At 41.1% G+C, this 26,211-nt stretch carries 20 protein-coding genes and 1 tRNA gene; 11 read left to right on the forward strand and 10 right to left on the reverse strand.

Features of this window, described 5'->3' with window-relative positions; all coding sequences use genetic code 11:
• Nucleotides 1–10: 10 nt before the first annotated feature.
• The 6 genes from recG to ACX3PU_RS08385 all read right to left on the reverse strand — a co-directional run bounded on the left by recG (nucleotide 11) and on the right by ACX3PU_RS08385 (nucleotide 9,810).
• Nucleotides 11–2,095, reverse strand: a complete 2,085-nt coding sequence (recG, locus tag ACX3PU_RS08360; RefSeq protein ID WP_459084613.1) for an ATP-dependent DNA helicase RecG — start codon at nucleotides 2,093–2,095, stop codon at nucleotides 11–13.
• A 96-nt stretch (nucleotides 2,096–2,191) separates the two neighbouring features.
• Nucleotides 2,192–2,722 (reverse strand): thioredoxin family protein, encoded by a 531-nt coding sequence (locus ACX3PU_RS08365; RefSeq protein ID WP_459084554.1) that lies wholly within the window; start codon nucleotides 2,720–2,722, stop codon nucleotides 2,192–2,194.
• Nucleotides 2,723–2,762: 40 nt separating this feature from the next.
• Nucleotides 2,763–4,274: a peptide MFS transporter gene (locus ACX3PU_RS08370; protein WP_459084555.1), complete on the reverse strand. Its 1,512-nt coding sequence runs from the start codon at nucleotides 4,272–4,274 to the stop codon at nucleotides 2,763–2,765.
• Nucleotides 4,275–4,352: 78 nt separating this feature from the next.
• A complete protein-coding gene (locus ACX3PU_RS08375) occupies nucleotides 4,353–5,849 on the reverse strand; it encodes a peptide MFS transporter (protein ID WP_459084556.1) in 1,497 nt (498 codons plus the stop codon).
• Between the two features lie 123 nt (nucleotides 5,850–5,972).
• Nucleotides 5,973–7,637, reverse strand: a complete 1,665-nt coding sequence (locus ACX3PU_RS08380; RefSeq protein WP_459084557.1) for a peptide MFS transporter — start codon at nucleotides 7,635–7,637, stop codon at nucleotides 5,973–5,975.
• Nucleotides 7,638–7,674: 37 nt separating this feature from the next.
• The gene (locus tag ACX3PU_RS08385) at nucleotides 7,675–9,810 is read right to left on the reverse strand and encodes a S9 family peptidase (RefSeq protein WP_459084558.1); all 2,136 of its coding nucleotides are present in this window, start codon (nucleotides 9,808–9,810) and stop codon (nucleotides 7,675–7,677) included.
• Between the two features lie 123 nt (nucleotides 9,811–9,933).
• Between ACX3PU_RS08385 and ACX3PU_RS08390 the strand changes: the two genes are divergently transcribed.
• Nucleotides 9,934–10,413, forward strand: a complete 480-nt coding sequence (locus ACX3PU_RS08390; RefSeq protein WP_459084559.1) for a hypothetical protein — start codon at nucleotides 9,934–9,936, stop codon at nucleotides 10,411–10,413.
• Between the two features lie 79 nt (nucleotides 10,414–10,492).
• Here ACX3PU_RS08390 and glgP read toward each other — a convergent pair whose 3' ends face one another.
• Nucleotides 10,493–12,157 carry an alpha-glucan family phosphorylase gene (gene glgP / locus ACX3PU_RS08395; protein ID WP_459084560.1) on the reverse strand — a complete coding sequence of 555 codons (1,665 nt, stop codon included), beginning with the start codon at nucleotides 12,155–12,157 and terminating at the stop codon, nucleotides 10,493–10,495.
• A 123-nt stretch (nucleotides 12,158–12,280) separates the two neighbouring features.
• Here glgP and ACX3PU_RS08400 point away from each other — a divergent pair, with 123 nt between their 5' ends.
• The 3 genes from ACX3PU_RS08400 to ACX3PU_RS08410 all read left to right on the forward strand — a co-directional run bounded on the left by ACX3PU_RS08400 (nucleotide 12,281) and on the right by ACX3PU_RS08410 (nucleotide 15,931).
• Nucleotides 12,281–12,715 carry a hypothetical protein gene (locus tag ACX3PU_RS08400; RefSeq protein ID WP_459084561.1) on the forward strand — a complete coding sequence of 145 codons (435 nt, stop codon included), beginning with the start codon at nucleotides 12,281–12,283 and terminating at the stop codon, nucleotides 12,713–12,715.
• 92 nt (nucleotides 12,716–12,807) lie between these two features.
• Nucleotides 12,808–14,157 (forward strand): tRNA (N(6)-L-threonylcarbamoyladenosine(37)-C(2))-methylthiotransferase MtaB, encoded by a 1,350-nt coding sequence (mtaB, locus tag ACX3PU_RS08405; RefSeq protein WP_459084562.1) that lies wholly within the window; start codon nucleotides 12,808–12,810, stop codon nucleotides 14,155–14,157.
• Nucleotides 14,158–14,410: 253 nt separating this feature from the next.
• Nucleotides 14,411–15,931: an FMN-binding glutamate synthase family protein gene (locus tag ACX3PU_RS08410; protein ID WP_459084563.1), complete on the forward strand. Its 1,521-nt coding sequence runs from the start codon at nucleotides 14,411–14,413 to the stop codon at nucleotides 15,929–15,931.
• 381 nt (nucleotides 15,932–16,312) lie between these two features.
• Here ACX3PU_RS08410 and ACX3PU_RS08415 read toward each other — a convergent pair whose 3' ends face one another.
• Nucleotides 16,313–17,038 (reverse strand): hypothetical protein, encoded by a 726-nt coding sequence (locus ACX3PU_RS08415; protein WP_459084564.1) that lies wholly within the window; start codon nucleotides 17,036–17,038, stop codon nucleotides 16,313–16,315.
• A gap of 38 nt (nucleotides 17,039–17,076) precedes the next feature.
• On the opposite strand from ACX3PU_RS08415, the gene ACX3PU_RS08420 reads away from it, so the two are divergent.
• Complete coding sequence (locus ACX3PU_RS08420; RefSeq protein WP_459084566.1) at nucleotides 17,077–17,526, forward strand: RNA-binding S4 domain-containing protein; 450 nt, start codon at nucleotides 17,077–17,079, stop codon at nucleotides 17,524–17,526.
• Here ACX3PU_RS08420 and ACX3PU_RS08425 read toward each other — a convergent pair.
• Nucleotides 17,504–18,025, reverse strand: coding sequence for a shikimate kinase (locus tag ACX3PU_RS08425; RefSeq protein ID WP_459084568.1), 522 nt, complete (start codon nucleotides 18,023–18,025; stop codon nucleotides 17,504–17,506). The two genes, ACX3PU_RS08420 and ACX3PU_RS08425, sit on opposite strands and share 23 nt — an antisense overlap.
• Nucleotides 18,026–18,128: 103 nt before the next feature.
• Between ACX3PU_RS08425 and ACX3PU_RS08430 the strand changes: the two genes are divergently transcribed.
• Nucleotides 18,129–18,201: transfer RNA gene (locus ACX3PU_RS08430), tRNA-Lys, on the forward strand.
• A gap of 106 nt (nucleotides 18,202–18,307) precedes the next feature.
• On the opposite strand, the gene panC is transcribed toward ACX3PU_RS08430, so the two are convergent.
• Nucleotides 18,308–19,156 carry a pantoate--beta-alanine ligase gene (gene panC, locus ACX3PU_RS08435; protein WP_459084569.1) on the reverse strand — a complete coding sequence of 283 codons (849 nt, stop codon included), beginning with the start codon at nucleotides 19,154–19,156 and terminating at the stop codon, nucleotides 18,308–18,310.
• A gap of 172 nt (nucleotides 19,157–19,328) precedes the next feature.
• Here panC and ACX3PU_RS08440 point away from each other — a divergent pair, with 172 nt between their 5' ends.
• The 5 genes from ACX3PU_RS08440 to ACX3PU_RS08460 all read left to right on the forward strand — a co-directional run bounded on the left by ACX3PU_RS08440 (nucleotide 19,329) and on the right by ACX3PU_RS08460 (nucleotide 26,122).
• Nucleotides 19,329–20,099 carry a glycogen/starch synthase gene (locus ACX3PU_RS08440; protein ID WP_459084571.1) on the forward strand — a complete coding sequence of 257 codons (771 nt, stop codon included), beginning with the start codon at nucleotides 19,329–19,331 and terminating at the stop codon, nucleotides 20,097–20,099.
• Nucleotides 20,100–20,118: 19 nt separating this feature from the next.
• Nucleotides 20,119–21,666, forward strand: coding sequence for a DUF4270 domain-containing protein (locus ACX3PU_RS08445; protein ID WP_459084572.1), 1,548 nt, complete (start codon nucleotides 20,119–20,121; stop codon nucleotides 21,664–21,666).
• A 12-nt stretch (nucleotides 21,667–21,678) separates the two neighbouring features.
• Nucleotides 21,679–23,532 (forward strand): glutamine--fructose-6-phosphate transaminase (isomerizing), encoded by a 1,854-nt coding sequence (glmS, locus tag ACX3PU_RS08450; protein ID WP_459084573.1) that lies wholly within the window; start codon nucleotides 21,679–21,681, stop codon nucleotides 23,530–23,532.
• Between the two features lie 139 nt (nucleotides 23,533–23,671).
• Complete coding sequence (locus tag ACX3PU_RS08455; protein ID WP_459084574.1) at nucleotides 23,672–24,709, forward strand: NAD(P)/FAD-dependent oxidoreductase; 1,038 nt, start codon at nucleotides 23,672–23,674, stop codon at nucleotides 24,707–24,709.
• Nucleotides 24,710–24,721: 12 nt separating this feature from the next.
• Complete coding sequence (locus ACX3PU_RS08460; RefSeq protein WP_459084575.1) at nucleotides 24,722–26,122, forward strand: MFS transporter; 1,401 nt, start codon at nucleotides 24,722–24,724, stop codon at nucleotides 26,120–26,122.
• Nucleotides 26,123–26,211: the final 89 nt, after the last annotated feature.

The following is a 26,211-nucleotide window of genomic DNA, read 5'->3' on the forward strand; positions in this document are numbered from 1 at the left end:
CATTTTCTTTTTACGAGATTTTGCTCCATTTGGTTTTGTCTCGATAGTTCTTCAAGTAAAAGGCTTTCATCGATTGATTCGAAAGGCTCTGTAGCTGAGGGTCTTTTTTTAGTAAGGCTGAGACAAGTTCCTTGGTTTGTTTGATAATGGGATAGTCTTTCAAAAGGTCTAGTCTTTTAAAATCAACTACGCCACTTTGTTGCGTGCCTAACATATCCCCAGGACCTCTAATTTCTAAATCGACCTCCGATATTTTGAACCCATCGTTCGTTTGACAAAGGGTGGAAATTCGTTTGCGGCTTTCGCTGCTAAGTTTCTCAGAGCTCATTAAAATACAAAAACTTTGATCGGCGCCTCGTCCTACACGACCTCGCAACTGGTGTAGTTGCGAAAGTCCAAAGCGCTCCGTGCTCTCAATGACCATGACCGAAGCATTGGGTACATTGACTCCTACTTCAATCACGGTGGTAGCTACCATGATTTGACTTTCACCGCTTGCGAACACCTCCATAGCCTTTTCCTTTTCTTTGGGTAGGAGTTTTCCATGAAGCATGCTCACTTTATACTCTTTAAAATAGTCCGTGACAATCTGGTAGCCTTCTTGTAGGTTTTTATAGGCTAAGGTTTCGCTTTCTTCGATCAGGGGATAAACAAAATAGATTTGTCTTCCTTTTCGGATTTCATCTCGACAGAACTGGAATACACTTTGTCGGTCTTTTTCTTTGCGATGCACTGTAATAATGGGCTTTCGACCTGCTGGGAGTTCATCGATGACCGACACATCTAAGTCTGAGTAAAAGCTCATGGCAAGTGTTCGTGGAATTGGGGTTGCCGTCATTACTAAGATATGCGGCGCGATTTTATTCTTTGTCCAGAGCGTGGCGCGCTGCGCAACGCCAAAACGATGCTGCTCATCAATAATGCAAAGGCCTAGATTTTTGAATTGCACGGTTTGTTCAAAGACGGCATGCGTTCCAATTAGGATGCTTACGGTTTGTTCCCTTAAATCTTGGTGAATCACTTCTCGCTGTGCTTTCTTTGTACTTCCTGTAAGGAGGTGCACTTTAATTTCTGTGTTTTTAAGGAGCTCAGAAATTCCTATAAAATGTTGTTGAGCAAGGATTTCTGTAGGAGCGACAAGACAGCTTTGAAATCCATTGTCCATGGCCAGAAGCATGGAGAGAAGTGCGACGATGGTTTTTCCGGAACCTACATCTCCTTGCAAGAGACGGTTCATTTGTATGGGTCTTTTTAAATCAGAACGTATTTCTTTCAGAACCTTTTTTTGCGCGGAGGTGAGCTCAAAGGGCAAATGGTTTTTGTAAAAGTTATGGAAATGAGTGCCCACCTTTGTGAAGGCATGGCCTACTGCAGTGGTATCATGATGTTTCTTTTTCAGTCCATAGGACAGTTGAAAAAAGAAGGCTTCTTCAAATTTCAATCGATTGTCGGCCTTCAGCTGCCATTCTAGATCCGTAGGGAAGTGAATGTGCCGAAAGGCTTTTTCGCGCGATAGCAATTCGTAATGAGAAAGCACCTTTGTAGGAAGGTTTTCCTCCACAAGGGTGGGGAGTTCTTGGCAAATGGATTTAAGGATGCCTCGAAAGAACTTTTGAGTGATCCCTCGTTTGGTAAGCTTATCCGAACTTGGATAAATTGGAATTAAATAGGAAGGCCTGGATTGGCTCTCTTGAATTTCGATTTCAGGATGAGCCATGGAATAGCTTTGATTGAATTTGGATACTTTCCCAAAAATATAGAGTTCCTTTCCGATGGGTATTTGTTCTTTCAACCATTTGGAGTATTGAAACCAGATGAGTTCCATCGTGCCTGTAGAATCTTGAAATTTGGCCCGAAGTCTCTTGGCCCTACCCACACCCACTTCACTTAATTCCGAAACTTTTCCTTTCAGTTGTATTTCAGGAAGATTATCCGTGAGTTCCGAGATGAGGTAAATTTTGCTTTTGTCGATGTACCGAAGAGGATAATACTGAAGAAAATCTTCCACGCTTCGAAGCCCCAAAACAGAGTGCAATAGTTTTGCTCGTTCGGGGCCAATGCCTTTAAGGTATTCAATGGAAGTATCTAGAGTCAAGGGCATAGATTAAGGTTCGAATTTCGGAAATTTTACTTCAAGTACCAAAAGCCTTTGGCACTTAGAGAAAGTTAGAAAACGAAAACTAGGGAAGGACTAGTTCTTAATTTTAGATTTGATCTTCTTTCGGTAGTTTTCCCACTCTTCGCTGGAGGTGATTTTCAAATAATCTCCTCGACCAAAAAAGATCAAATAAGGTTCTAATTCTTTTGCATTCCATGAACCTTGAATAGTCGTGATGGGCATACTCTGTTCGTCGAGAAAAGCGATACTAGGCAAGGAGGTGATGTTCATAAACCTAGCAAAAGAATGGTACTTAGTAGGGTTCTTCTCGCGTGAATCCGCACCAGAAAAGTCTTTCCCGAAGACACTAAAGCTTTGCGTGCTGTGGATGTCAAATTTTACAGCATAATAATACTCACGGATATAGCTTTGAATCTCAAGCGAACCAAAGGTTTGCTTTTCAAGCATTTGGCAAGAATTGCAATCGGACTCATAGAATAGAATCAGAATCTTTTTGGGCACTTTTTGTTGAAGCTCAAATGCTTTTGTAATAGGAACCCAGTCCACTTGAGCATAGCTTTTTGCGAAGAAGAAAAATAAAACAAAAGCAAAGATTCGTACCATAGTTGTTTGGATAGAGTTTAGCTCTGAAAGTTAAAGGTCCTTAGCGGACTTCTTGCATTAATTTTTTAATTAAAGGAGAAATTAAAATAAGAACCACACCCGCAATGATCGCATATATTCCAAGCTGTTTGTATCCTTCAGTGTACGTAATCAATGCTTCATAGTTGGAGGCTCCCTCTTTTGCTTGAGACATTTTTGACCCAATGATTCCGGCCACATACTGACCATAAGCAGAGGCTAAGAACCACAGTCCCATCATCATCCCTTGCAAATTTTTGGTGGACAGTTTAGTCATAATGGAAAGCCCAATCGGAGAAAGGCAAAGTTCACCAAAAGTAATGATAAGTAGGGCAATGGCGAAGATGTTAAGAGAGGTGATGCCTTGTAGGTTGGCAAAGAATTTCGTTGCGTAAAGTGCGTAGAAACCTAATCCTAAGAAGAGGAATCCCAGTCCAAACTTCACAATCGTATTGGGTTCGAGTTTTCGTTTGCTGAGCCAAATCCAAAGAAGACCAGCCAGCGGTGCAAGCAGAATGATGTAGAAGGCTCCTCCCGAGTTGTTGACGCCGTTGGGATCAAGTCCTAATAAATCGTTGTTAAGGTTTTTTGCCGCAAAAATACTCAGCGAGCCTCCACTTTGTTCGTAGATTCCCCAGAAGATAATGGAGAATACAATAAAGATAAGGGCCGCCCAAAGTTTTTTACGTTCGGCTGGCGTTACTTTGCTCATTTCGTAAAATAAATAAAGCAGTGTAACAGGACCAATGATATACATGAATAGATCCGTGTACTGCGTTTTGGACACCATGGTCATAATTATAGGTATTAACACAAGGGTACCGAAGTACACTGCGTACTCATGCCATTTTTTAATCTTACGTTCCTTTAGTTCTGAATCCGGATGACCGGGTTGAAGACCAATGGTTCCAAGATTACGCTGAACAAAATGAAAATTCACAAGACTGATGACCATCACAATGGCGGCCAGCCCAAATGCGACGTTCCAACGTAGAGCCTCGGGGATCCATTGACTAAAGAGTTCTCCTTTTCCAATCGCAATGCATAAATAACCTCCTAGTAAGGCCCCGAGGTTGATTCCCGCATAAAAGAGTGAAAAACCTGCATCGGTTCGAGAGTCATTTGGACGGTAAAGTTTACCTACCATCGTGGAGATATTCGGCTTGAAAAACCCCGTACCGATAATGGTAAAGGCAATACCTAGAAAGAAATTATCGTGTGGATTGCTCGCTAAGATGGCACTTCCGGCGATCATCATAAGACCTCCCCAGAAGAGGGATTTACGAAAGCCTAGGATTTTGTCTGCAAAGAGACCTCCCACAAAGGTAAAGGCATAAACAAAGGCCTGCGTAGCTCCATACTGCAGTTGAGCAATGTCTTCTTTCATGAGAAGTTCCGTAATCATGAAGTAAGTAAGCATGCCTCGCATGCCGTAAAAACAAAACCTCTCCCACATTTCGGAAAAGAAGAGTCCCCAAATTTGTTTTGGATATTTGCCTTTGAAATCTTGTATTTGCTCTATTGATTGTACCATTTTAAAGAATAAGAAGGCGAAATTAGAAAAAACCACTGAATGTTCAGTGGTTTTAAGTTATTTATTTTCTATTTATTTTTAGTGAATTCCTTTCATGAATTTATTCAAAATAGGAGAAAGCAGTAGAAGTAAAACTCCCGAAGCAATCATTAGGTAGGTGATAAACGGATATAGATCAAATTGGTACTGAACCAGAATTTGCTCTAGTGTTGCTGCAAAATAGTTACCTAATGCAAAACTCGCCATCCATACTCCCATCATAATGGAAACGATTTTTCCCGGGGAAAGTTTTGTGACCATGGATAGTCCAATAGGAGAGAGGCAAAGTTCTCCTAAGGTAAGCAGAGCGTAGACCACCACAAGCCACATTGGGCTTACAAGGTTTCCGTTTTCTGCTTGGTTGCTCGCTTGGGTCATGATGAAAAACGCAATCGCACCAATAAACATAGCAATTGCAAATTTAACAGGAGTTCTTGGGTTTAGTTTAAACTTGTCTAGTTTCACCCATAGCAGGGAGAAAAGAGGTGCAAACGCCACAATTACAATTGGATTAATATTTTGAAACCAAGTGGTTGGAATCTCAAATCCACCCACCACACGGTTCGTGTTGTCTTGTGCAAATAGGTTGAAAGTACCTCCGGCCTGTTCGAAACCAGCCCAGAAAACAATGTTAAAGAAGGCAAGAATTAAAATAACAAATACTCTTGTCCATTCGGTAGTTCCGCTGGTTCCCTTGAAGATAGAGAGCCCAATGAATCCGGCACCAAGAATTCCAAATACCCAAATGATAATCGTGTGCATTAGGTCGTTCGTTTGGTTCCAAATGAACATCACAAGGAAGACAAACGCAACATTTGCGATCGTGTAGATGACAATGTCTCTCCAGTCCTTAGGTACTAAATTGACAAGTCCTTTTTCTTTGTATCCAGGAGGAAGCCCTTTGTCTCCAAGCGTGTTTCTTCTTGCGTAAAACCAAAGAACACCCACTAGCATTCCTAAACCAGCCGCTAAATATCCATAAGGCCAGCCTACTTTTTCGCCCAGGGTCCCTGCCACGAAAGGAGAAAGGAAAGCTCCAATGTTAATACCCATATAGAATATGGTGAAAGCACCGTCTTTTCTTGGATCAGAGTTATCATATAGATCTCCTACCACAGTGGAAATGTTGGGTTTGAAGAATCCGTTCCCTAAAATGAGAACACCAAGACCCAAATAAAATAAATGTTGACGGGATTCTAAATCGCTTACAAAGCCAGAGGCGGCACCTGCGGCAAGTAAAAATTGCCCGATGGCCATCACCAGCCCACCAATTACAATGGACTTTCTTTGTCCTAAAATTTTATCAGCGAACCAACCTCCGAGAATCGGAGTAAGGTAAACCAAGGCGGTGAATATACCGTAAATTTTAAGTGATTCTGCTCGGTCTAGTCCAAATCCACCAGTGGCTAATTCAGCAGTTAAGAAGATCGTTAATAACGCTCTCATTCCATAGTAAGAGAAGCGTTCCCACATTTCTGTGAAAAATAAGGTATAGAGCCCCTTGGGGTGACCTTTTTTGGCCTGTACTGTATCCATGTAGTTAATTGTTAATTTATGTTAAGCTTAGCAAATATACTTTTTTTTAGAAACCCAGCAACATTAAAAACAGAAAATCGCAGCCAAAAGCTGCGATTTTCAACATGTATGTTTAATGTGAACTTAGTTCACACCTCGTTCCTTCATGACTTTGTTTAATCCTTTGAGGATCGATAGTCCTAGGAGTGTGGCCAAAAGAAGAAGGCCGAAATTCACCCAAAAGAAATTTGCTTTGTCCTCGTAATTGTACCACAAACTAGCGAGTACTCCAGAGAGTTTGTTCCCGATCGAAGTGGAGAGGAAAAACCCTCCCATCATAAGGGCCGTGATTCGAGGAGGCGAGAGCTTGGAGACAAGGGAGAGTCCCATGGGCGAGAGACAGAGTTCTCCCACCGTGATCACACCATAGGCGGCTATAAGCCACCAAGCAGAGACCTTCTCCAGTCCATTCCCTCCGACATATACGGCACCCACCATGACTAGGCAGGATAGAGCGGAGATAAAGAGACCTAGAACAATCTTGGATGGAGTTGAAGGCTCTTTCCCCCTTCGTCGAAGGAACATAAAGAAACCAACCACCAGAGGTGTAAGAATGATGACCCAAAATGGATTGACCGATTGGAAAAGTTCTGTATTGAGTAGATAGACGTTCTGATCTTGATTCTGTTCGAGTTCAGATTTAAATTCAGGTGATATGTTGCGGAAATAGATGTCTTTTCCGGGTTCTTTAATGGCGTTGCCATTCTCATCCAATTGCGCACGATACTGATCGTCGTAGACCGTGGACTCTTGCGTGGCAAAGGTTTTGGTTTCCACCAAATATAGCGCTTCCAAAGGTTTTTCCACCGTTTCTGGTGCCGCACGCTCAGTGTAATAATTTGCCCATCGTGTCAAGGCTGTACCGTTCTGTTTGAATACCGCCCAGAACATGAGACTGACGGCAAAGATTGCAAGCAAAGCTCCGATGGGTCTTTTGTCTTCTGCATTGGCTTTTACATACAAACTGATGTAGAAGATGACCACAGGAATACAGGCGAAAATGAAGGCATCTGTACTATCGCTTCCGAAGATATTGCCTGGAATAATCCAGCCCACAAGTCCTGCTAAAATTGCCGGTACGAAGACTTTAAGTAAAACGGTAGAAAGTTTGGTGTCTCCTTCTTGGGCAGGTTTTAAAATATTTGCTTCTCGAATGTGCTTCATTCCGATCGTGAAGACGGTAAGTCCCACGAGCATTCCGACCCCTGCCGTAATAAACGCAGGTCCCCATCCGTATTTATTTCTCATATATGCGGCCACAAAGTTGCAAATTAAAGCTCCTATGTTAATTCCCATATAAAAAATATTGTATCCAGCGTCTTTGTTCTCTTTGTAGGGCTCATCGGAATAGAGATTTCCTAAAAGCGTAGAGATGGAAGGCTTAAAGAATCCATTTCCAAGAATAACAAGTCCTAAAGACGCGTAAAATAGGGGAAGACCCTGGAAAAGGCCCACGCCAATATATCCGGCTGCCATTAGAATTCCTCCAATGTAAATAGCTTTTACATATCCGAGCACCCGGTCCGCTAAAAATCCACCCAGGAAAGGGGTTAAATAGGTTAGGGCAATAAAAGTTCCAAAGATATCGTCGGCAGTTTTGTCAAGAAAAGCAAGTCCTCCGGTATCTTTAGGGTCGATCATGTAGAGGACAAATATCCCTAAAATCAAGTAGTATCCAAATCGCTCCCACATTTCCGTGAGAAATAAGTAGGGTAGGCCCTTGGGGTGTTTATTTTTTTTTGTTTCCATGTAAGGTTTCTATTAAAGTCTAAATGTATTTATGCAACTATAGGTTTTCGGTAATGAAATCAGTCATCATTTGATAAAGTTGAGGACGAGTGTTGCCTCCTGAAATGCCATGGTTTTTATCCGGGTAAGTCATGAATTGAAATTTCTTTTTCTCTTGAATTAAAGCTTCGGCAAACTCGATTGAGTTTTGGTAATGTACATTGTCGTCTGCCGTACCGTGGACCAAAAGGAATTTACCTTTCATAAGTTTCGCGAAATTAATAGGAGAGTTTTGGTCGTATCCGGAAGGGTTTTCCTGAGGGGTTCTCATGAATCTCTCCGTATACACCGTGTCGTAATAACGCCAGTTGGTCACCGGAGCCACAGCGATTCCTAATTTAAAGGTATCCGCCCCTTTGGTTAGCGCAAGGCTAGCCATGTAGCCTCCAAAGCTCCATCCAAAGATTCCGATGCGATCTTTGTCAATGTAAGACTGATTTCCAAGCCATTTTGCCGCGGCAATCTGATCTTCGATTTCGTACTTACCAAGCTCCATGTAGGTTACTTTTTTGAAGTCTGTTCCTTTTCCTCCCGTTCCTCTACCGTCCACGCAAGCTACGATGTAGCCTTGCTGCGCTAAATGGTTGAACCAGATTCCATTTCCTCCATCCCAAGAATCGGTTACTTGTTGAGAACCTGGACCTGAATATTGGAACATGAACAAAGGATACTTTTTTTGAGGATCGAAATCTTTTGGTTTGATGATCCATGCATTCATCTGATCTCCCACTTCATTCGGGATGGTGAAGTATTCTTTTGCCACCCAATTGTCCGCTTTTAATTTGGCAAGCATCTCAGAATTGTTTTCAAGTTCACGAACGGTTTTCCCTTCACTGTTTTTTAAGGTGAAGGTGTGAGGCGTCGTCGCACTTGAAGAAGTTTCGATGAAATAATTGAAATTCTTACTGAATTTTGCACTGTTTGAACCTGTCTTCGCAGAAAGGAGTTTGCTTTTCCCAGAATCAATATTCACTTTTGAAATTACGCTGTAAATACTTCCTGTCTCGTTTGTTTGAATATAAACCTCGCGTGACTTTGGATTGAACCCATAGTAGTTTTTTACTTGCCAATCTCCTTTTGTAATTTGTTTTTTTAAACTTCCGTCCGCATTGTACCAATACAAGTGTTGATTGCCATCGCGCTCGCTACCCCATATAAAGGAGTTATCATCTAAAAATTCGAGAGTGATGTTGTCCATTTCAATCCACTTCTCGTCGGATTCTGTAAAAAGCTTTTTCGCCTTGGCAGTTTTGGTATCGACGGAAATTACGTCTGCTGAATTTTGGGTTCTTTGCGAGGTGATTAAAATGACTTGGTCATTTCCCGCCGTTTGAATTACATTAGAAATATAATAGTTCTTAAAAGAAGATAGATCAATGGGAGCTAATGTTTTCGATTTTAAATTGTAGACATGGGCAGAAACCACTGAGTTGTTTTCCCCTGCTTTCGGGTATTTGAAGCGAAAATCGGTAGGGTATAGACTCTTACCGTAAATTTGCATGTTCATTTCTGGAACCTCCGTTTCGTCCGATTTTACGAAAACAAGGGCGGAAGAGTTCTGGGTCCATTCGTATTGTCGTGCATGGCCAAATTCTTCTTCGTACACCCAATCCGCAAGACCGTTAAGGATGCTGTTTTTCTTTCCATCGGTCGTAATTTGTACGATTTCCATGGATTTAAGATCTTGGTAATAAAGGTTGTTGTCCGCGATAAAAGCCACTTTGCTTGCGTCAGGAGAAAAAGTAGGCTCTTGTACAAAGTTCCCCTTGTTTAAAGGGAATGTCTTACCGGATGCCATGTCCTTAATTTCAAATTTACCAAGATAAGAATGACGGTAAACGCTTTGGCTTTGGGTGAGCAAAAGAATTTTGCTTTCGTCTTTAGAAAAACTGTAGCTTTGGAATCGCCCCTGGGCTATTTGCCCCTCTTTTTTAGCGGATTTGTATCCGTATTTGGATATCCCCCCCGCTTCAATGACCGCATATTGTTCCCCGCTTTTTAAAGAGGCAACGCCTGCGATTCCTTTCCCCCGGTATTCTCCGGAGTAAATTTTGTCTAGTGTAATCTGCTGCGCACCTAGATAGGTGAGCCCAGAAATAACAAGTACAGTTAGAATCGATACTATCTTTTTCATATGATTTTTTGATAAGCATCAAATATATTAAAATTTCCTAGAAAGATTTTAAGATTTTAAGATTTGTGTCGCTTGGCAAAGGAATTGGTGCTATTCTGAGTATATAATTGCAAAATCGTTGTTATGAAAAAGTTAAGTTCAGAAAGTCAAAAATTAAGAGAATATACCCTAGAGAATAAAACTATTTTCACTGGTTTTGCTTCGTTTGAGGATGCAAAGGTTTTTGCACAGGAAAAAGGAGGAGAAGTCGTAGAAGTTGGTTTTAGAGATGGAAATGACAATCCAGAGATTACAGATGAAGCGGGTTTAATGCGAGATAAATCTCATTTTAAAGTGGATGCAGGACCTGACTATCAATTTATTCATTCTGCCAATCCTGGATTTAGAGAGTACGCAGATGAATTGCAGAAATTCAAGTCGAATCAAATGGACCACAACAGTCCCGAGGAGAAGTATATGTCCAATGGAGAGGTGGAAATAGCTGAGGATCCTATTATAGTTCTTTACCGGGGTGAATTCGAATCCGTAACTTCTCGCGAACGTTCTAAGTATTTAAAACAGGCGAACGTATACGAAATAGGAGTACAAAAACCTCTCGGATAATTAGGAAATTAAAAAAGAAAACTATAAAAAAGATCGACAAGCACTAGCCTGTCGATCTTTACTTTTGATATCCTTTATGTTAAGAGTTTTTGTAAAGCATTGAATAGTATTCGTCTGCCATACGGTCGCTTCCAAATTTGGTTTTCACCTGATCCATTGCTGTGTAAGTTAGGGCTCTCCAATTTTCTTTTTGCGTGTAATAAGCAGGAAGAATTTCATTTTCCAATAAATCGTAAAGGGAATTGAGGTCGTATTGATCCTGGTCATAAACACTCATAGTTTCGTAGTTCGCTTGGGGAGCTACAAAAGCATTTTCTCCTGAGATTGCAAATTCAGGAATCCAACCGTCGTCCGTGGATAAATTCACAGATCCATTCATAGAGGCAGTCATTCCTGAGGTTCCACTCGCTTCGCGAGGGACCCTTGGGTTGTTTAACCAAAGATCTGATCCTTGCTTTAAAAGTCGGCTAAGTGAAAGTTCATAGCCCGTTAATACGGCCATGTTTTTATGGTGAGTGCTCTGTTCCACTAAGTGATTGAATGTGGAAATTGCTGAGTAATCCATAGGATATGGTTTACCTGCCCAGATGATTTGAACGGGAAACTCAGGATGGTTTAATAATTTTTCAAATCTAGCCTTGTCATGAAGTAACAAATCAGGTCTTTTGTACCCTGCAAATCGTCTTGCCCATACAATGGTAAAGACTTTCGGGTCGAAAAGTTTTCCGCACTGGTCTGCGACTGTATCGAAGAGTCTCGATTTAAGGTAAGATTTTCGTTCATCAAAGGCCAGCGAGTCGTTCTGGTCTTTTGCCGCATAAAGTGGTTTGTCGGCCCAATAGGTATACTCTTGCGCATTCGTGATGGATTTGATTTCACATATTCCAGGGTATTTACCCCACATTTCGCGTGAAACGTGTCCATGCAATTGCGAAACTCCGTTCGCCATTCTTGCCATTTTAAGTGCGCATAGAGAGTGGTTGAACATTGATTCGTCCCCGTAGCCTTCAATGGCTTTCACTTCTTCTTTGGAAAATCCAGAGAAATAAGACATTGTATGGCACATCTCTAAGCTGTGCTTTTCATTGCCCGCTTCTTCTGGGGTATGGGTGGTGAATACTAACTTTTCTTTGACGGCTTCCCTATTTCCTCCGTACTTGCGTAACAAGTAAAACGCAGCAGGTAATCCATGCGCCTCGTTCAAATGATAGACTTCTCTTTCGAGATTCATCATATCTAGCATCTTGGCACCGCCTTTTCCAAGTAAAATGTATTGGGCTAGTTTTGTGGCCTCATTTGCATCGTAAAGTTTATGGCAAATGGTTTTGGACAAATGGTCGTTTTCAGGAACGTCCGTGGAAAGCAAAAACATGGGAGCTGTATGGAAGATTTCAGGATCTAAGTACCATACTTTTACCCAAACTGGGGCACTGTGAATATCAATCTGAAATTGAATTCCGGTGTCTTTTAAATAACTATACATTTTCCTTGTCCAGGTCGGCTGAAGGGTTTGGTCGTGGTTACGAGCTTGGTCATAGTACCCGAACTTCCACAGAATTCCAATTCCAACCACATCTTGTTTAAGGTTGTATACGCTTCGCATGTGGGAACCGGCTAAAAATCCAAGTCCACCCGAATATATTTTCAGTGACTGATCGATGGCAAATTCCATGGAAAAGTAAGCGACTTTTTTCGAATACTTAGGGTTGATGCTGTAAGGCATCTGAAAATTTTTAAAATCCATTTCTCTCTTTCTTTACTATTTGACGGGCAAAGATACCTTTTTTACGTGCGTAGAAAAGAAAGTCTTCGTCTAATTTAGCAATAGATGAGAAGAATTGGGTCGCACAAGATGGACTATGAGTAGGTGCGAAATACTCTTCTTGTGTTTTTTGAGGATGATGTAGGAATTGATAACTTTGTAGGAAAATGCAGAATGAACCCTATCCTTCACTTCAAAATGGAATTTCTTGCCCTCCTTTCGAAAGGGATACAACTTCATAAGCAATTCGCACCTGATCAAGGGAGGGTAGCGGCTCTAGAAAAAATTCAATCCGAAGTGGAAAAATGGGATTTGAGTCGCCAGGCGCAAAAGGTTAGGGAACTTCAATGTGCATGGGATGAATTGTCATTTTGCGATGCGAATTCTATTCTTTCTGTTCATGCACAAAAGGAATTCACCCGTTTAGAATCCCACATTAAGCTGCTTTTTAGTAACCTCAACAGCCCGCAAGGAGCCCCTCAATCAAATTCGTCACCGGTTTGCTACCTGGGAAGTAGTGAAATCAGAAAAAAATATTAGTCCACATCTACTTTTGATGCAGCTATGAAACAGGATAAAAATCAGGTTGAGGGAGTCGTAAAATAATTTATGTAAATTTGCATTCTGTAATTATGAGCAACAATACCTTTAAAACCGCTGCATATCATACACTTGGCTGTAAATTAAATTTTGCAGAAACCTCTACTATTGCCCGTGGACTCTCTGAGGCGGGATATGAAAAAGTGAGCTTTGATCAAAGTGCGGATGTTTATGTCATTAATACCTGTTCCGTCACGGAGACAGCAGACAAAGAATGCAAATTTCATGTGAAACGAGCCCTTAAATCAAACCCCGAGGGATTGGTTGTAGTGGTGGGCTGCTATGCGCAATTAAAACCTGGAGAAATTTCGAATATAGAAGGAGTGGATCTTGTACTAGGTGCAAGTGAAAAGTTCAACATTCCTAGTTATATTGAAGATTTGCAGAAATCCTCAGAGGCAGGCATTGTGCATTCTTGCGAGATTAGCGATGCTGATTTCTTTATTGGTAGCTATTCGATCGGCGACCGTACCCGGGCCTTTTTGAAAGTGCAAGACGGATGTGATTACAAATGTACTTACTGTACCATCCCCCTAGCTCGTGGTATTTCTAGATCGGATACTATCGAGAATATCGTGTTAAACGCAAAAGAAATTGCCTCCAGGGGTATTAAAGAAATCGTTTTGACAGGGGTGAATATCGGAGATTATGGGAAAGGTGAATTTGGAAACAAAACCCATGAGCACACCTTTTTGGATTTAATCACAAGGTTAAATGAGGTCGAGGGAATTGAGAGAATTCGAATCTCCTCCATTGAGCCTAATCTGTTAAAAGATCAAAGCATTGAGCTTGTCGCACACAGTGCTCGTTTTGTTCCACATTTCCACATTCCGCTTCAAAGTGGGAGCGATGATCTTCTTAAGAAAATGAAAAGACGCTATTTAACAAAATTATATAGCGAGAGAATAGAAAAAATCAGAGAAGTTTTACCTGATGCTGCCATTGGGGTCGATGTCATTGTCGGGTTTCCAGGGGAAACCCATGAACATTTTTTGGAAACCTACGAATATTTAAATTCACTTCCGATTTCCTACCTTCATGTCTTTACGTACTCAGAGAGAGAAAATACGGAAGCGGCAGGAATGCAGGGAGCTGTGCCTGTGGCGGAGAGGAAGAAAAGGAACAAGATGCTTCGCATTCTTTCGGAAAAAAAGAAAATGGCCTTTTACCAATCGCAGAAAGGCAAAACTCTTCCAGTTTTATGGGAACATGAGAACAAAGAGGGATTCATGTTTGGATTCACTGAAAATTATGTACGTGTATCTAAGCCGTACGATGCGAAAAAGGTGAATGAAATCGAGTATGTGACTTTGGGCGAATTAAAGTCCAACGGAACAATGGATGCGAGTGCTTTGTTTGAAACGTTTTTAGCCCAAGTTTAAACTTCTGCAGAGTGCCTTATTAGGGGTGTTTTCGCCGTTTATGGTTTTTTCATAAAACAGATCGTGTTTAATAGATTTTTTCAATTACCTTGTTTTTCTTCAGAGAAACAAGGTAAAAGCAGATATTCACTGTGTTTCGACTATTTAGATTCTGTGAATTTCGGGATTTCACTAATGGATTGAACGGATTGTTAAATTTTTATTAAATTTAGCAGACGTAATTAATGCTTAATTTTGACAAAAATTTCACAACATGAGAGATCAGTTTTTGAGGTGGGGAGCGGTCGTAGTAGTTGCCACATGGATTATTTCAATTACCCTTGGTGCCTATTTATGGATTCCTATATTGCTAAGTGTGCTGTATATCCTCGGTATTTACAATGCCATGCAGACCAAACATGCAATTTTAAGGAATTTCCCTGTTTTAGGCTATTTTAGGTATATTTTTGAGTCCATTTCTCCCGAAATGCAACAGTATTTTATCGAACGTGAAACCGATGGCAAGCCTTTTCCAAGACACCAAAGATCTTCTGCGTACAGAAGAGCTAAAAACATTAGTGACACCGTACCTTTTGGAACTCAGTTGGAGATTAACCATAGAAAATACGAAGGGATTAAACATTCGATTTATGCACAGCATCCGATGGAAGATTTGCCCAGAACTTTAATTGGGAACCATCAATGCGCGAAGCCTTATTCCGCTTCTTTGTTTAATATTTCAGCCATGAGTTTTGGATCTTTAAGTGACAGAGCTCAAAAAGCATTAAATCGTGGAGCAAGAAAAGGTCAGTTTTACCACAATACGGGTGAAGGAGGAATCTCTCCTTATCACCGTGAAGGTGGGGACCTCTGTTGGCAAATTGGAACGGGATACTTCGGATGCCGTGACGATGAGGGGAACTTTAATCCTGAGCTTTTTAAAAACTACTCCGCGATGGAGAATGTGAAGATGATTGAAATCAAATTGTCTCAAGGGGCTAAACCTGGTCACGGAGGAGTTCTTCCCGGAGTAAAAAATACACCGGAGATTGCAAGCATTAGACACGTAACCCCAGGGTTAACGATTATTTCTCCACCCTCACATTCTGCTTTTTCTGATGCTGCGGGTCTTTTAAAATTTGTGCAGCAGCTACGCGAACTTTCTGGTGGAAAACCGATTGGGTTTAAACTCTGCGTCGGAGACACAAGAGAATTTGAAGAAATTTGTGCGCAAATGAATGTGCTTAAAATTTATCCTGACTTTATTACAGTCGATGGAGCTGAAGGTGGAACCGGAGCCGCACCTCCCGAATTCTCCGATGGAGTAGGGATGCCTCTTGAGCCTTCCTTAATCTTTGTCAATAAGACCCTAAGAAATTTCAATGTGCGTGATAAGATGAAAGTAATCGCGAGTGGAAAAGTTCTTACTTCCTTAGATATTTTACGTGCTGTAGCACTAGGAGCAGACCTTTGTAACAATGCGAGAGGATTTATGTTTGCCTTGGGGTGCATTCAAGCCTTACGATGCAATACAAACAATTGTCCAACCGGGATTGCAACGCAGGACAAGATGCTAATTAAAGGACTTGATGTAACGGACAAGGCAGAGCGTGTTTACCATTTCCATAAGAACACCCTTCGTACTTGCAACGAACTAATTGCAGCAGCAGGACGTAAATCGTATAGCGATGTGGATGCCACCATGTTTATGCGAGGCGATGAATTCGAGCATATAGCGGATCATTATTTCCCTGACATTCTAAGTAATGTGAAAGAGGAAACTTCAAAATATTAATTCAATGGGAACTTCGGTTCCCATTTTTTTTGCTAGCCAGGGCAGTTGTTCGTAGAGAGCTTTCCTTAATTATCCTTTTCTAAATAGTTGATAAGAATAAATGTAGGAACTAATAAGCGATTCGGAAGGCGACTAGAATAGGTAGGGCTAAAGTTCAAAGGTGAGTAGCGGACTAGAGGGGTTTAAAATGACCATTTTTGCGCTTTTTCAAGGTGAGCTTAGGTTTGGATACAAAGTACTTTGCAAAGGCAATTTAGAGCTCTATTCGTTGGTTCCTGAGTTTTTATTTTAGTTTTGCTAATCGCAATAGAGCCGAGGGCAAAAAACAAGAGCAGTATTTCCTAAAAATACTGCTCTTGTTACTGCGTGAGATGGAGGCCCTTATTTTTCGTTGGCGGCTCTTTCTCTTGTATTGTAGATCTGGAAATTGAACACGAAGTTTCGGTTTCTCCAGTTAAGTCCTAGGTAAGGAAAATGGCTATCTCTTGCGAAGGCTGCTCTTGAAGGAACGATAATTACCCCTTGTAGGTTGTAAAGTTCAGAATCCTCCTTTGCAAAGCTTTTAAAAGCTTTTAGGCCTTCTTGGAATCCTTCGATTTCATAGTAGTCTTTTGTTTTGTCAGAGGCTTCAAGTACAGAAGGCTTCGCATAGTAGTATGCCGGGTCTTTGTCCGGAATCCCTGAACCATCGACTGTGTTGGCGAAAGGATAAGGCGTATGGAATTCAGCGCCATCTTCTCCATCAGAGAGGAAAGCATAAGTTCTTTGCATGATGCTTATCACGTCTGTGGTACCGATTTCTTTTCCAGTTACAGGTTGAGCTCCTTCTCTTACGATCACAATCACTCCTGATGGAAGCGTTTTGGGTTGCAATTCTGATAGCTTTTTATTGCCATCGTCGTCTGGAGTGGTCGCTACGAAAGCTTGGATCTTACCTTGCCCATCCAAATAATGGGTGTCCATATACTCCGCAATCGCCTTGTCGTCATTCGAATTTTGAGTACTCAAATTCTTTACCTCTTTGATTTTGTAGGGGTCTTGGTAATTGTCGTCGCACGAAACAAGTGCCGTTGCCACAATGCCTATATAGATAAAAATCTTTCTCATTTAATTTCTTAATTTTGATACGCAAAAGTATAAAAAATATGCGAATAGATAAATTCCTTTGGAGTGTGAGATTCTATAAAACGAGATCCATTGCCGCAGATGAAATCAAAAAAAACAGGGTATCGATTGTAGATCATGTGGTTAAGGCCTCAAGAGAGGTGAGAATTGGAGATCTAATTAAAGTCAGAAAGAATCAAATTGAGTATCAGATTAAGGTAATTGACCTGCCTAAAAGTCGAGTAGGGGCAAAATTAGTGGCTTCTTATGTGCAAGATAGGACCGAGCAAAAGCAATACGACCAATTGCAACTGCGAAAAATGGAGCAAAGTTATTACAGATCCCGTGGCGAAGGCCGCCCTACCAAGAAGGACCGACGTGAGATTGAAGATTACACTTCCTTGGACTCAGAAAACGAGATAGACAAATCCTATGATATGAGCGAGCAGGACTATTGGCAAGATTTTTTTAAAGAAGATCTAGACGAATAAGGATTTCCGTTATGATTTCTTCGGGATCTTTTGCGTTGGTGTTCAGTGTAAATTCACATTGTGAGTAAAAGGCATTTCGTTCGAAAAGATGCTTCGCGATGAATTCAGGAAGTTCTTCCTTGGGTATTCGAGCGACGAGAGGTCGTTTATCTTGTCCCCGAAGAAGCCTTTCGCACAATGTGGTAATACTGGCTTGCAGAAAAAAACTTCTCGTTTTCTCACGAATGAGTTTCATATTGTCATAATACGCAGGAGTTCCTCCGCCCAAACTTAAAACGAAAGGGGTTTGCTTCTCGTTCAAAAGAGATTCTAAAACGAGTCTTTCTTGTTTACGGAAGTAGATTTCGCCTTTTTTTTCAAAAATATCTGACACACTCATGCCCTGCGCTGAAGCAATCTCTTTGTCAAGATCGACCCGTTCAAAACCGGTTTTATCACTCAATAATTTGGAAATGTGTGATTTGCCGCTTCCCATGTATCCGGCTAGTGAAATGATCATGTTTTTATTTTATACAAATGTCTTAAAAAATTTTGAGTTTTTAAAAAAAGTTCTATCTTTGCACCACTTTTTAACAGACACATATCTGTTTGTACAAGTGGCCGACCTGGTAGCTCAGCTGGTAGAGCAATACACTTTTAATGTATGGGTCCTGGGTTCGAATCCCAGCCAGGTCACGAAATTTACTGGTAAAGTGAATTTTTTTCATATTAATATTTTGTGATTTGGTGTTCAAAAGCCTTCCTAACGGAAGGCTTTTGATATTTTTAAAGGAATGGTCTCTTACGCGAGGTGCATGTTGTCAATAAGGCGCACACCTCCAAGATTCACGGCAACAAAGGCGCGATAGGATCGATCTTTGTAGAAAAAGTCGGTCGGTTCTAATGTTTCTTCGTCCGCAATTCGAAAGTATTCCAAATCAAAGCCCTTTGCTTTCTTGAAGATTTCTTCCACTCTTTGATTGATTTCCTCGATGGAAACCACTCGAAACCATTGGTCCACTTTCACTAGGGTTTCATGAATTAGTTGTGCCGCAATGCGATCTTCCTTAGAAAGACGCTCATTGCGAGAGCTCATCGCGAGTCCACTTTTTTCACGCAAAATTGGAACCGCCATGATTTGGATAGGTATATTTTTCGTTTCGACTAGTCTTCGAATAATGGATAATTGTTGGTAATCTTTTTCTCCAAAATAAGCGCGGTTGGGTTTTACTTGAGAGAAAAGAGTTTCAACTACAGTGCCCACTCCATTGAAGTGACCCGGTCTAAATTCTCCTTCCATTTTGTTTTCGAGCCCTTCGAAATCATATGATTTGCTCTTTGGGCCGTCCGGATAGAGGTCCGTCACCTTCGGTAGGTATACGGCATCTACGTTTCCGCTTTGCTCTAGGAGGGCTAGATCCGCCTCTAGGGTTCTTGGGTAGGTTTCTAGATCTTTGGGGTTGTTAAACTGTGTTGGGTTTACAAAAATGGAACTTACGACCAAATCATTTTCTTCTCTCGCCGCTTTGTATAAGGACAAATGTCCCTCGTGAAGCGCTCCCATGGTTGGGGCGAACCCAATGTGTTTCCCCATTTCTTTATTCCGTTCGATGTACGCTCGAAGAGCGGATTTACTGCGAAGTATTTCCATTAGAATTTCGTATTGTTTCAAGGCAAAAATAGAAAAAAAAAGGGAGCGCCAAAATCTCTATTATTACATTTATCCATGGGAGTATCATAAATAATGTTAATATCTAAGACTTCGTTTAAATTTTTGTAATTTTGCACTACACTATAGCTCATAAAGAGAAGAGAAAGAAATTATGCCGAATCAGAAAATTTTATACGTGACCACCGAGATGTTTCCTTATCAAGAGGATAGCAACATGGCGGCCACGGTAAGCAAAATGGCGCTGAAAATGCACCAAGAGGGACATGATGTGCGAGTATTCATGCCACGCTTTGGACAAATCAGTGAGAGGAAATTCCAACTGCATGAAGTCATTCGCTTGTCAGGAATGAATGTAATCATTAACGACCTTGACCAGCCCCTCATTATCAAGGTGGCTTCTTTGCCAGGGGAAAGACTTCAAGTTTATTTTATTGACAACGAAGAGTACTTCAAAAGAAAGCAGCTTTACAGCACCGACGAAGGGGTACCCTTTGATGACAATGGAGAACGCGCTGTGTTTTTCGCAAGAGGAGTCATTGAGACGATCAAGAAACTCAACTGGGTTCCCGATGTGATCCACATCAACGGTTGGATGTCTTCTTTAATTCCCATCTATTTAAAAAATTTCTACAAAGACGATTATTATTTTAAAGACACTAAAATTGTAATTTCAGTCTATAATGAAGAAGTATTAGAATTAAATTCTTCCATAAAAGAAGTATTGGAATTCGATAAAATTCCGGATTTGTCAGTCGTGAGTGAACCGACGAGTCAGAAATTTGTATTAGATAGCATGGATTTTGCAGATGTCGTGGTGAAAGGGGATGAATTTTTAGAAGGAGACCTTGACAAAGCTTACCAAGCCTCAGAATCGAGCAAGGCTGATTTTGTAGAGGCTGAATCCATTGAAAAAGTATATTAAAAATATTTGAACTTAATAAATGACTGAAACTATTAAGAGTATCTTAAAAACTTCTGTATTATTTTTATCCGGAAGTTTTTTACTGTTTAGCTGTGAAGCCGAAGCCGACGATTTAGGCTCGCAATTTTTTGACGATACAGCCGCCAAAGGAATTACAAAGTCTTTTGACGTAATCGCATACAATATTAGCAACCAAGATTCCATCAGAACCGATGCCACCCGTATCACAAGCGCGACGCTTGGGGCATTTAAGGAAGGACAATTCGGGATGCAGCGTTCCAGTTATGTAACGCAAGCAAGACTTTCGAATTACAACCCAAGTTTTGGTACGAATGCGGTCATTGATTCGGTTGTGCTAGAGGTTAGACCCGTATTTCCAGTGGATTCGGTAAAAACCACCACAGACGAAGAATACATTTTCCCAGAAGGGAATGTAAAGGCCAAAAGGGTCGTCTCCACCTATCCTATCCGACTTTATGGAGATGAAAGTGCGACGATGACGTTAAATGTACATGAGGTCACTGACTTTTTAGGCGCTAGTAGTGACAAAGTTTCTTCTCGGAAAGCGGTGGGAACTGGAGCATTGCTTGGGTCCAAGACCATCAAAGGTACAGTCAGTGCAATTGATGTAACCAAAGACGAGGACGGTTCGGCTCTATACAAAAGAGAAGCAAGAATTCGAGTGCCTTTGGATAAAACGTATTTTGCAAATAAAATTTTCGCGAAGGAAGGACAAGCGGAACTTTCCGATGCATCTAACTTTATTCGTTATTTTAAAGGGGTTAAGTTATCCGTAGCGGAGTCTACTGGATTTATCATGAACATTACACCTGCCGAAACGCAGATCATTATCTATTACAGTAACGAACTCACGACTGATGGGAAGACAGAGCGTCGCAAAACGACTTTCCCTCTCGCTTTGGGTACAGAGAACGCAAGGTTTAACCTAATTGAAGCGGACCGCGCGGGAACTCCCTCACTAGCATACAATGGGACTTCTTCTCCTAATATCCAAACTGGAGATCCTCTGCTATACCCTCAAGGTATGGGAGGCGCCAATGTAGGAATTAGATTAAGCAATGAAAGTCTTTCTCAGATTCGCGAGCTTTACAAAGAAAACAAGATTAATATTCTCTCGGCTAAAGTGAGACTCTATACGGACGTATCAAGTTGGAATAACGACTTAACGAAGCCCAATATGTTTACGGCTAGTTATTACAATCCTAGTACGGGGAAGGCCGATCTCTCCACTTTTCTAAAGGAGGTGAGTGCATTTTCAGGACTTGGAGCTTTGTTTAATTTAGTAAAAGCAACGGATTTAGATAAAAATCCAGCTTACTATGACTTAACCATTACCCAAACCTTGAAAGATATCATTGAAAAATCAGACGAGGTCCAGGACATTTCCTTAGCGGTTGGTGATTATGAAATTAACAATTCAAATGGGAGTCTTTTAGGACCCTCCTTCACTTCAAGAGCGTATACCCCTTACCGTGTGGTCCTTGTGGGTAGCAATCCTTCTAGTGCTAAGCGTGCTCAATTAAATATTATTTACTCAACTAAATAACCCGAATCTATTATGTGTGGAATTGTAGGATATACAGGCTTTCAAGATGCTTATGATGTAGTGATTAACGGTCTACGTCGATTAGAGTACAGAGGATACGACAGTGCCGGAATTGTACTGGACGGAATAGGAACTGATTTTAACATTGCCAAAACCAAAGGTAAAGTAGATGACCTGGTTGCGATTTCTTCGGAATTGCAAGGAAAGGCTCATGTAGGGATGGGACATACGCGTTGGGCTACCCATGGAGTACCGAGCGATCGGAATTCGCATCCGCATATTTCCAACAATGGGAAAATAGCGCTGGTTCACAACGGAATTATCGAAAACTACGATACGCTGCGTACCATGCTAACGGAAAAAGGATTTGTTTTCCATTCCGAAACCGATACCGAAGTGCTTGTAAACCTGATCCAATACTTCATGGATATTAACAAGGAGTACGATTTGGCGACTTCGATTCGTTTTGCATTAAACGAAGTGTATGGAGCGTACGCAATTACGGTCATGCATGACGATTATCCAGGATTACTTGTGGTAGCGAGACTAGGATCTCCTCTTGCGATCGGACTAGGGGAAAAAGAATTTTTTATTGCTTCCGACGCCTCTCCATTCATTGAGTTTACGAAAGAAGCCATTTATTTGGAAGAAGGCCATATGGCTACCATTTCGTTAGAGAAAGGAGTAGAAATTAGAAGCATTGCAGACAATTCTATTATCGACCCTGCAGTACAAGAGCTTAAATTAAGCTTAGAGCAAATCGAGAAAGGAGGTTATGAGCATTTCATGCTAAAAGAAATTTTTGAACAGCCTAAATCGATTCAAGATACCATGAGAGGACGTCTTCTTGTAGACGAAGGAATCATTAAAATGGCAGGAATTTGGGATCATGTGGAGCGTTTTAACAACGCCAACCGAATTATAATTATTGCCTGTGGAACTTCCTGGCATGCCGGACTGGTAGGAGAGTATTTGATCGAAGAGTTTGCACGCGTTCCTGTAGAAGTAGAATACGCCTCTGAATTCCGTTACCGAAATCCAATCCTTACAGAAAAAGACGTGGTGATCGCGATTTCACAATCGGGTGAAACCGCCGATACGATGGCGGCTTTAAAACTTGCAAAAGAAAAAGGTGCTTTCATCTATGGAATTTGTAATGTCGTGGATTCTTCAATTGCAAGAATTACGGACGCTGGTTCTTATACCCACGCAGGTCCAGAGATTGGAGTCGCATCAACCAAAGCCTTTACAGCTCAACTTACAGTTCTTTCCCTAATTGCACTTAAATTAGGTAAACATAATGGGAATTTAAGCAACCAAGAATTCATGAGACTTATTACGGAATTGGAACAAATTCCTAAGAAGATTGAAGAAGTACTTGAGCTTACCCATGACCATGTGAAAGAAATTTCTAAGAGTTATGTCGATGCGACTAACTTCCTTTATTTAGGTCGTGGATACAATTACCCTTCCGCTTTGGAAGGAGCTCTTAAACTGAAAGAAATATCCTATATCCATGCAGAAGGATATCCGGCTGCAGAGATGAAGCACGGTCCGATTGCCTTAATTGACGAAAATATGCCGATTGTAATAATTGCTCCTAAGAAAGGGCATTATGACAAGATTGTGAGCAACGTACAAGAGATTAAAGCGAGAAAAGGACAAGTAATCGCAGTGGTTAACAAAGGAGATGTCCAAGTAGCGAGCGTAGCAGACCACGTGATTGAAATTCCGGAAACCTCGGAATGCTTCTCTCCAATTGTAGCGGCGGTACCGCTTCAACTTTTATCGTATTATGTAGCTGTTTATCGTGGGGCGAATGTGGATCAACCCCGAAACTTAGCCAAATCTGTAACGGTAGAATAAAGACTGTTTTTTTTTAGTTTGCTTTTCAAAAGCAAACTAAACTAGAATAAAAGCCACTCCGTTTTGAGTGGCTTTCTGTATTTATAGAACAAGCGTAGGCAACTCCTATAGGTCGCTGTTTCTAAATTAAAGTATCCTTATGAAAGAAATTGAGTATTTGATTGTTGGAGATGGGTACGGAGCCCTCTTTTTTGCACATCAACTTTTGAAACATGAAAAATCTTTTTTGCTTTTTTCAGAAGGTAAAAAAAGTGCCTCGCATATTTCAGCTGGAATTGTGAATCCAGTCGTATTGAAAAAGTTTACCACCTTTGATCGGGCGATGGAGCAAATTGAGGCGCTTCATCAAACCCTTGAGGAGATGGAAACCTACACTGGGGTTAATTACTTTGTCGACGAGCCCATTTCTCGAATCTTTCACGACCAGAAAGAGAGAGAGCTATGGGAGCGTAAGGCGCTTGATCCGCTTCTTGCTCCCTTTCTAAGCCTTGATTTCAGTACACTCGATGGGCTTTTAAATCCTTTCGGAGTGGGAAAGGTAAACCATTCTGGTCGCATTAGGGTGGAGGCCTTTTTCTCAGATTTAAGAAAGGTTTTACAAGATAAGAATGCACTGCTTGAAGAGCGGTTTGACTATGAGAGGCTAAATCCAGAAAAGAGGACTTATCGGGATATACCGTACAAATATGTCGTCTTTGCGGAAGGGATGGGAGTGAAAGAAAACCCTTATTTTAAGCAGATTCCTGTGAATCCCAACAAAGGTCACCAGATCAATGTTGAGCTGAAAGACTTGGAATCTCTATCTGTGGTGGTCAAAAAGAAGCATTTTTTATTTTTATCGGAGAAGAACCGCTTTTATTATGGTGGAACCTACGATCGGCATTCTGAGAGTTTAGAAGTTGAACCAACCGCAATTGAGCAGCTCACCAATGGGCTATCTGAATTCTATGAAGGTTCCATTCTATCTGTAGATCCTCATTTCGGATTTCGTCCCACCGTAAAAGACCGTAGACCAATTCTTGGAGGACACAAAGAACATGCGGCTTTGTTTGTACTCAATGGACTGGGAGCCCGAGGAGTTTTAAATGGAAATTTCTATGCAAAGCAGTTATTTGACCATATAGACAAAGAAAGCGCACTCTCATTTGAAGTGGATTTGAAAAGGTTCGATTTTTGATATCTAACGAGTATGCCCACATTGGATAGGGTCACACCGACCACGAAGAAGGTACTTCCTTTTATACTTGCCACTGCGATTTTTATGCAGATGCTGGATTCTACCATTCTAAATACATCGCTAAACTCAATTGCGATAGATCTAAATGAATCGCCTTTGCATATGCAAAATGCGATTATTAGTTATGTCTTAACCTTAGCGATCTTCATGCCTGTGAGTGGGTATTTGGCGGATCGTTTTGGAACCCGAAAGGTTTTTGTATTTGCCATTGTTCTGTTTGCATTGGGGTCGGTGTTTTGTGCTGTTTCCCAATCGTTGAACCAATTGGTCATCTCAAGAATTGTACAAGGATTAGGGGGTTCGTTAATGACGCCTGTGGGACGCCTTGCTCTAATTAAAACCTTTGAAAAGAATGAGTTACTCAAGGCTTTAAACTATGCCGTTATTCCAGCCTTAATTGGTCCAATTCTAGGTCCACTCGTGGGTGGGTATTTCGTGGATTATTTGTCCTGGCATTGGATCTTTCTAATTAACATTCCTATCGGAGTGCTAGGGGTGATACTTGGGCTTAAATACATGCCTGATTTTAAAAGCGTGGGAGGTCATTTTGATCTTAAAGGCTTTTTGATCTTTGGTGCAGCCTCCCTGCTTTTGTCCATTTCCCTAGAACTGTTTGGAACCCTTCAAAACATTACGCCCGTGTTACTGATTGTCATTCTCGGGTTTTTGATGTTTTATTTTTACTATAAGCATGCAATAAAGACGCCTGATCCTATCTTTCCTATGGATCTTTTTCAAATACGGACATTTCGCGTTGGCGTGGTAGGAAATCTTGCTACTCGATTGGGAATTAGTGCGATTCCCTTGTTGGTTCCCTTGCTCGTGCAGATTGCCTACGGGGAGAGCGCAGTGGTTTCGGGGTGGATTATTGCACCGATGGCTCTAACGGCCATGTTTGGAAAATCTGCCGTACTTCGAATCTTAAATAAATTGGGCTATCGTAAAACCCTTCGTATCAATACAATCATTATCGGAGTCTTAATTATGGCGCTAGCGATTCCTTCTATTACGGATTCGATTTACTGGTTTATTCCCCTGTTGGCCTTGCTAGGATTCTTTAATTCCATTCAATTCACCTCGATGAGCACCATTTCTTTAGCCGATTTAAGGGAAAGTCATACAAGTAGTGGAAATTCGCTCTTAGCCGTAAACCAACAACTTGCAATCGGATTTGGGATTGCCTTTGGACTGTTGGTGCTTCGCTTTTTTCAGAAAAATGTAAGTGAAGATGGGGAAAACATTCATCTAGCCTTTCGCTATACCTTCTTATTTGTGGGACTATTAACGGTGATCATGGGGAGCGTATTTAGGCGTCTGCATATTCTCGACGGGAATAATCTTCGAACGGAATAGTTAAAACAAGGAACCTCGTGTCCATTTGGTAAATTTTCCATACTTTTAATAGCAAATTCAATGTTGCTAATATTGATTCTATCAATTGC

The sequence above is a fragment of the Chryseobacterium sp. A301 genome, assembly GCF_054489425.1.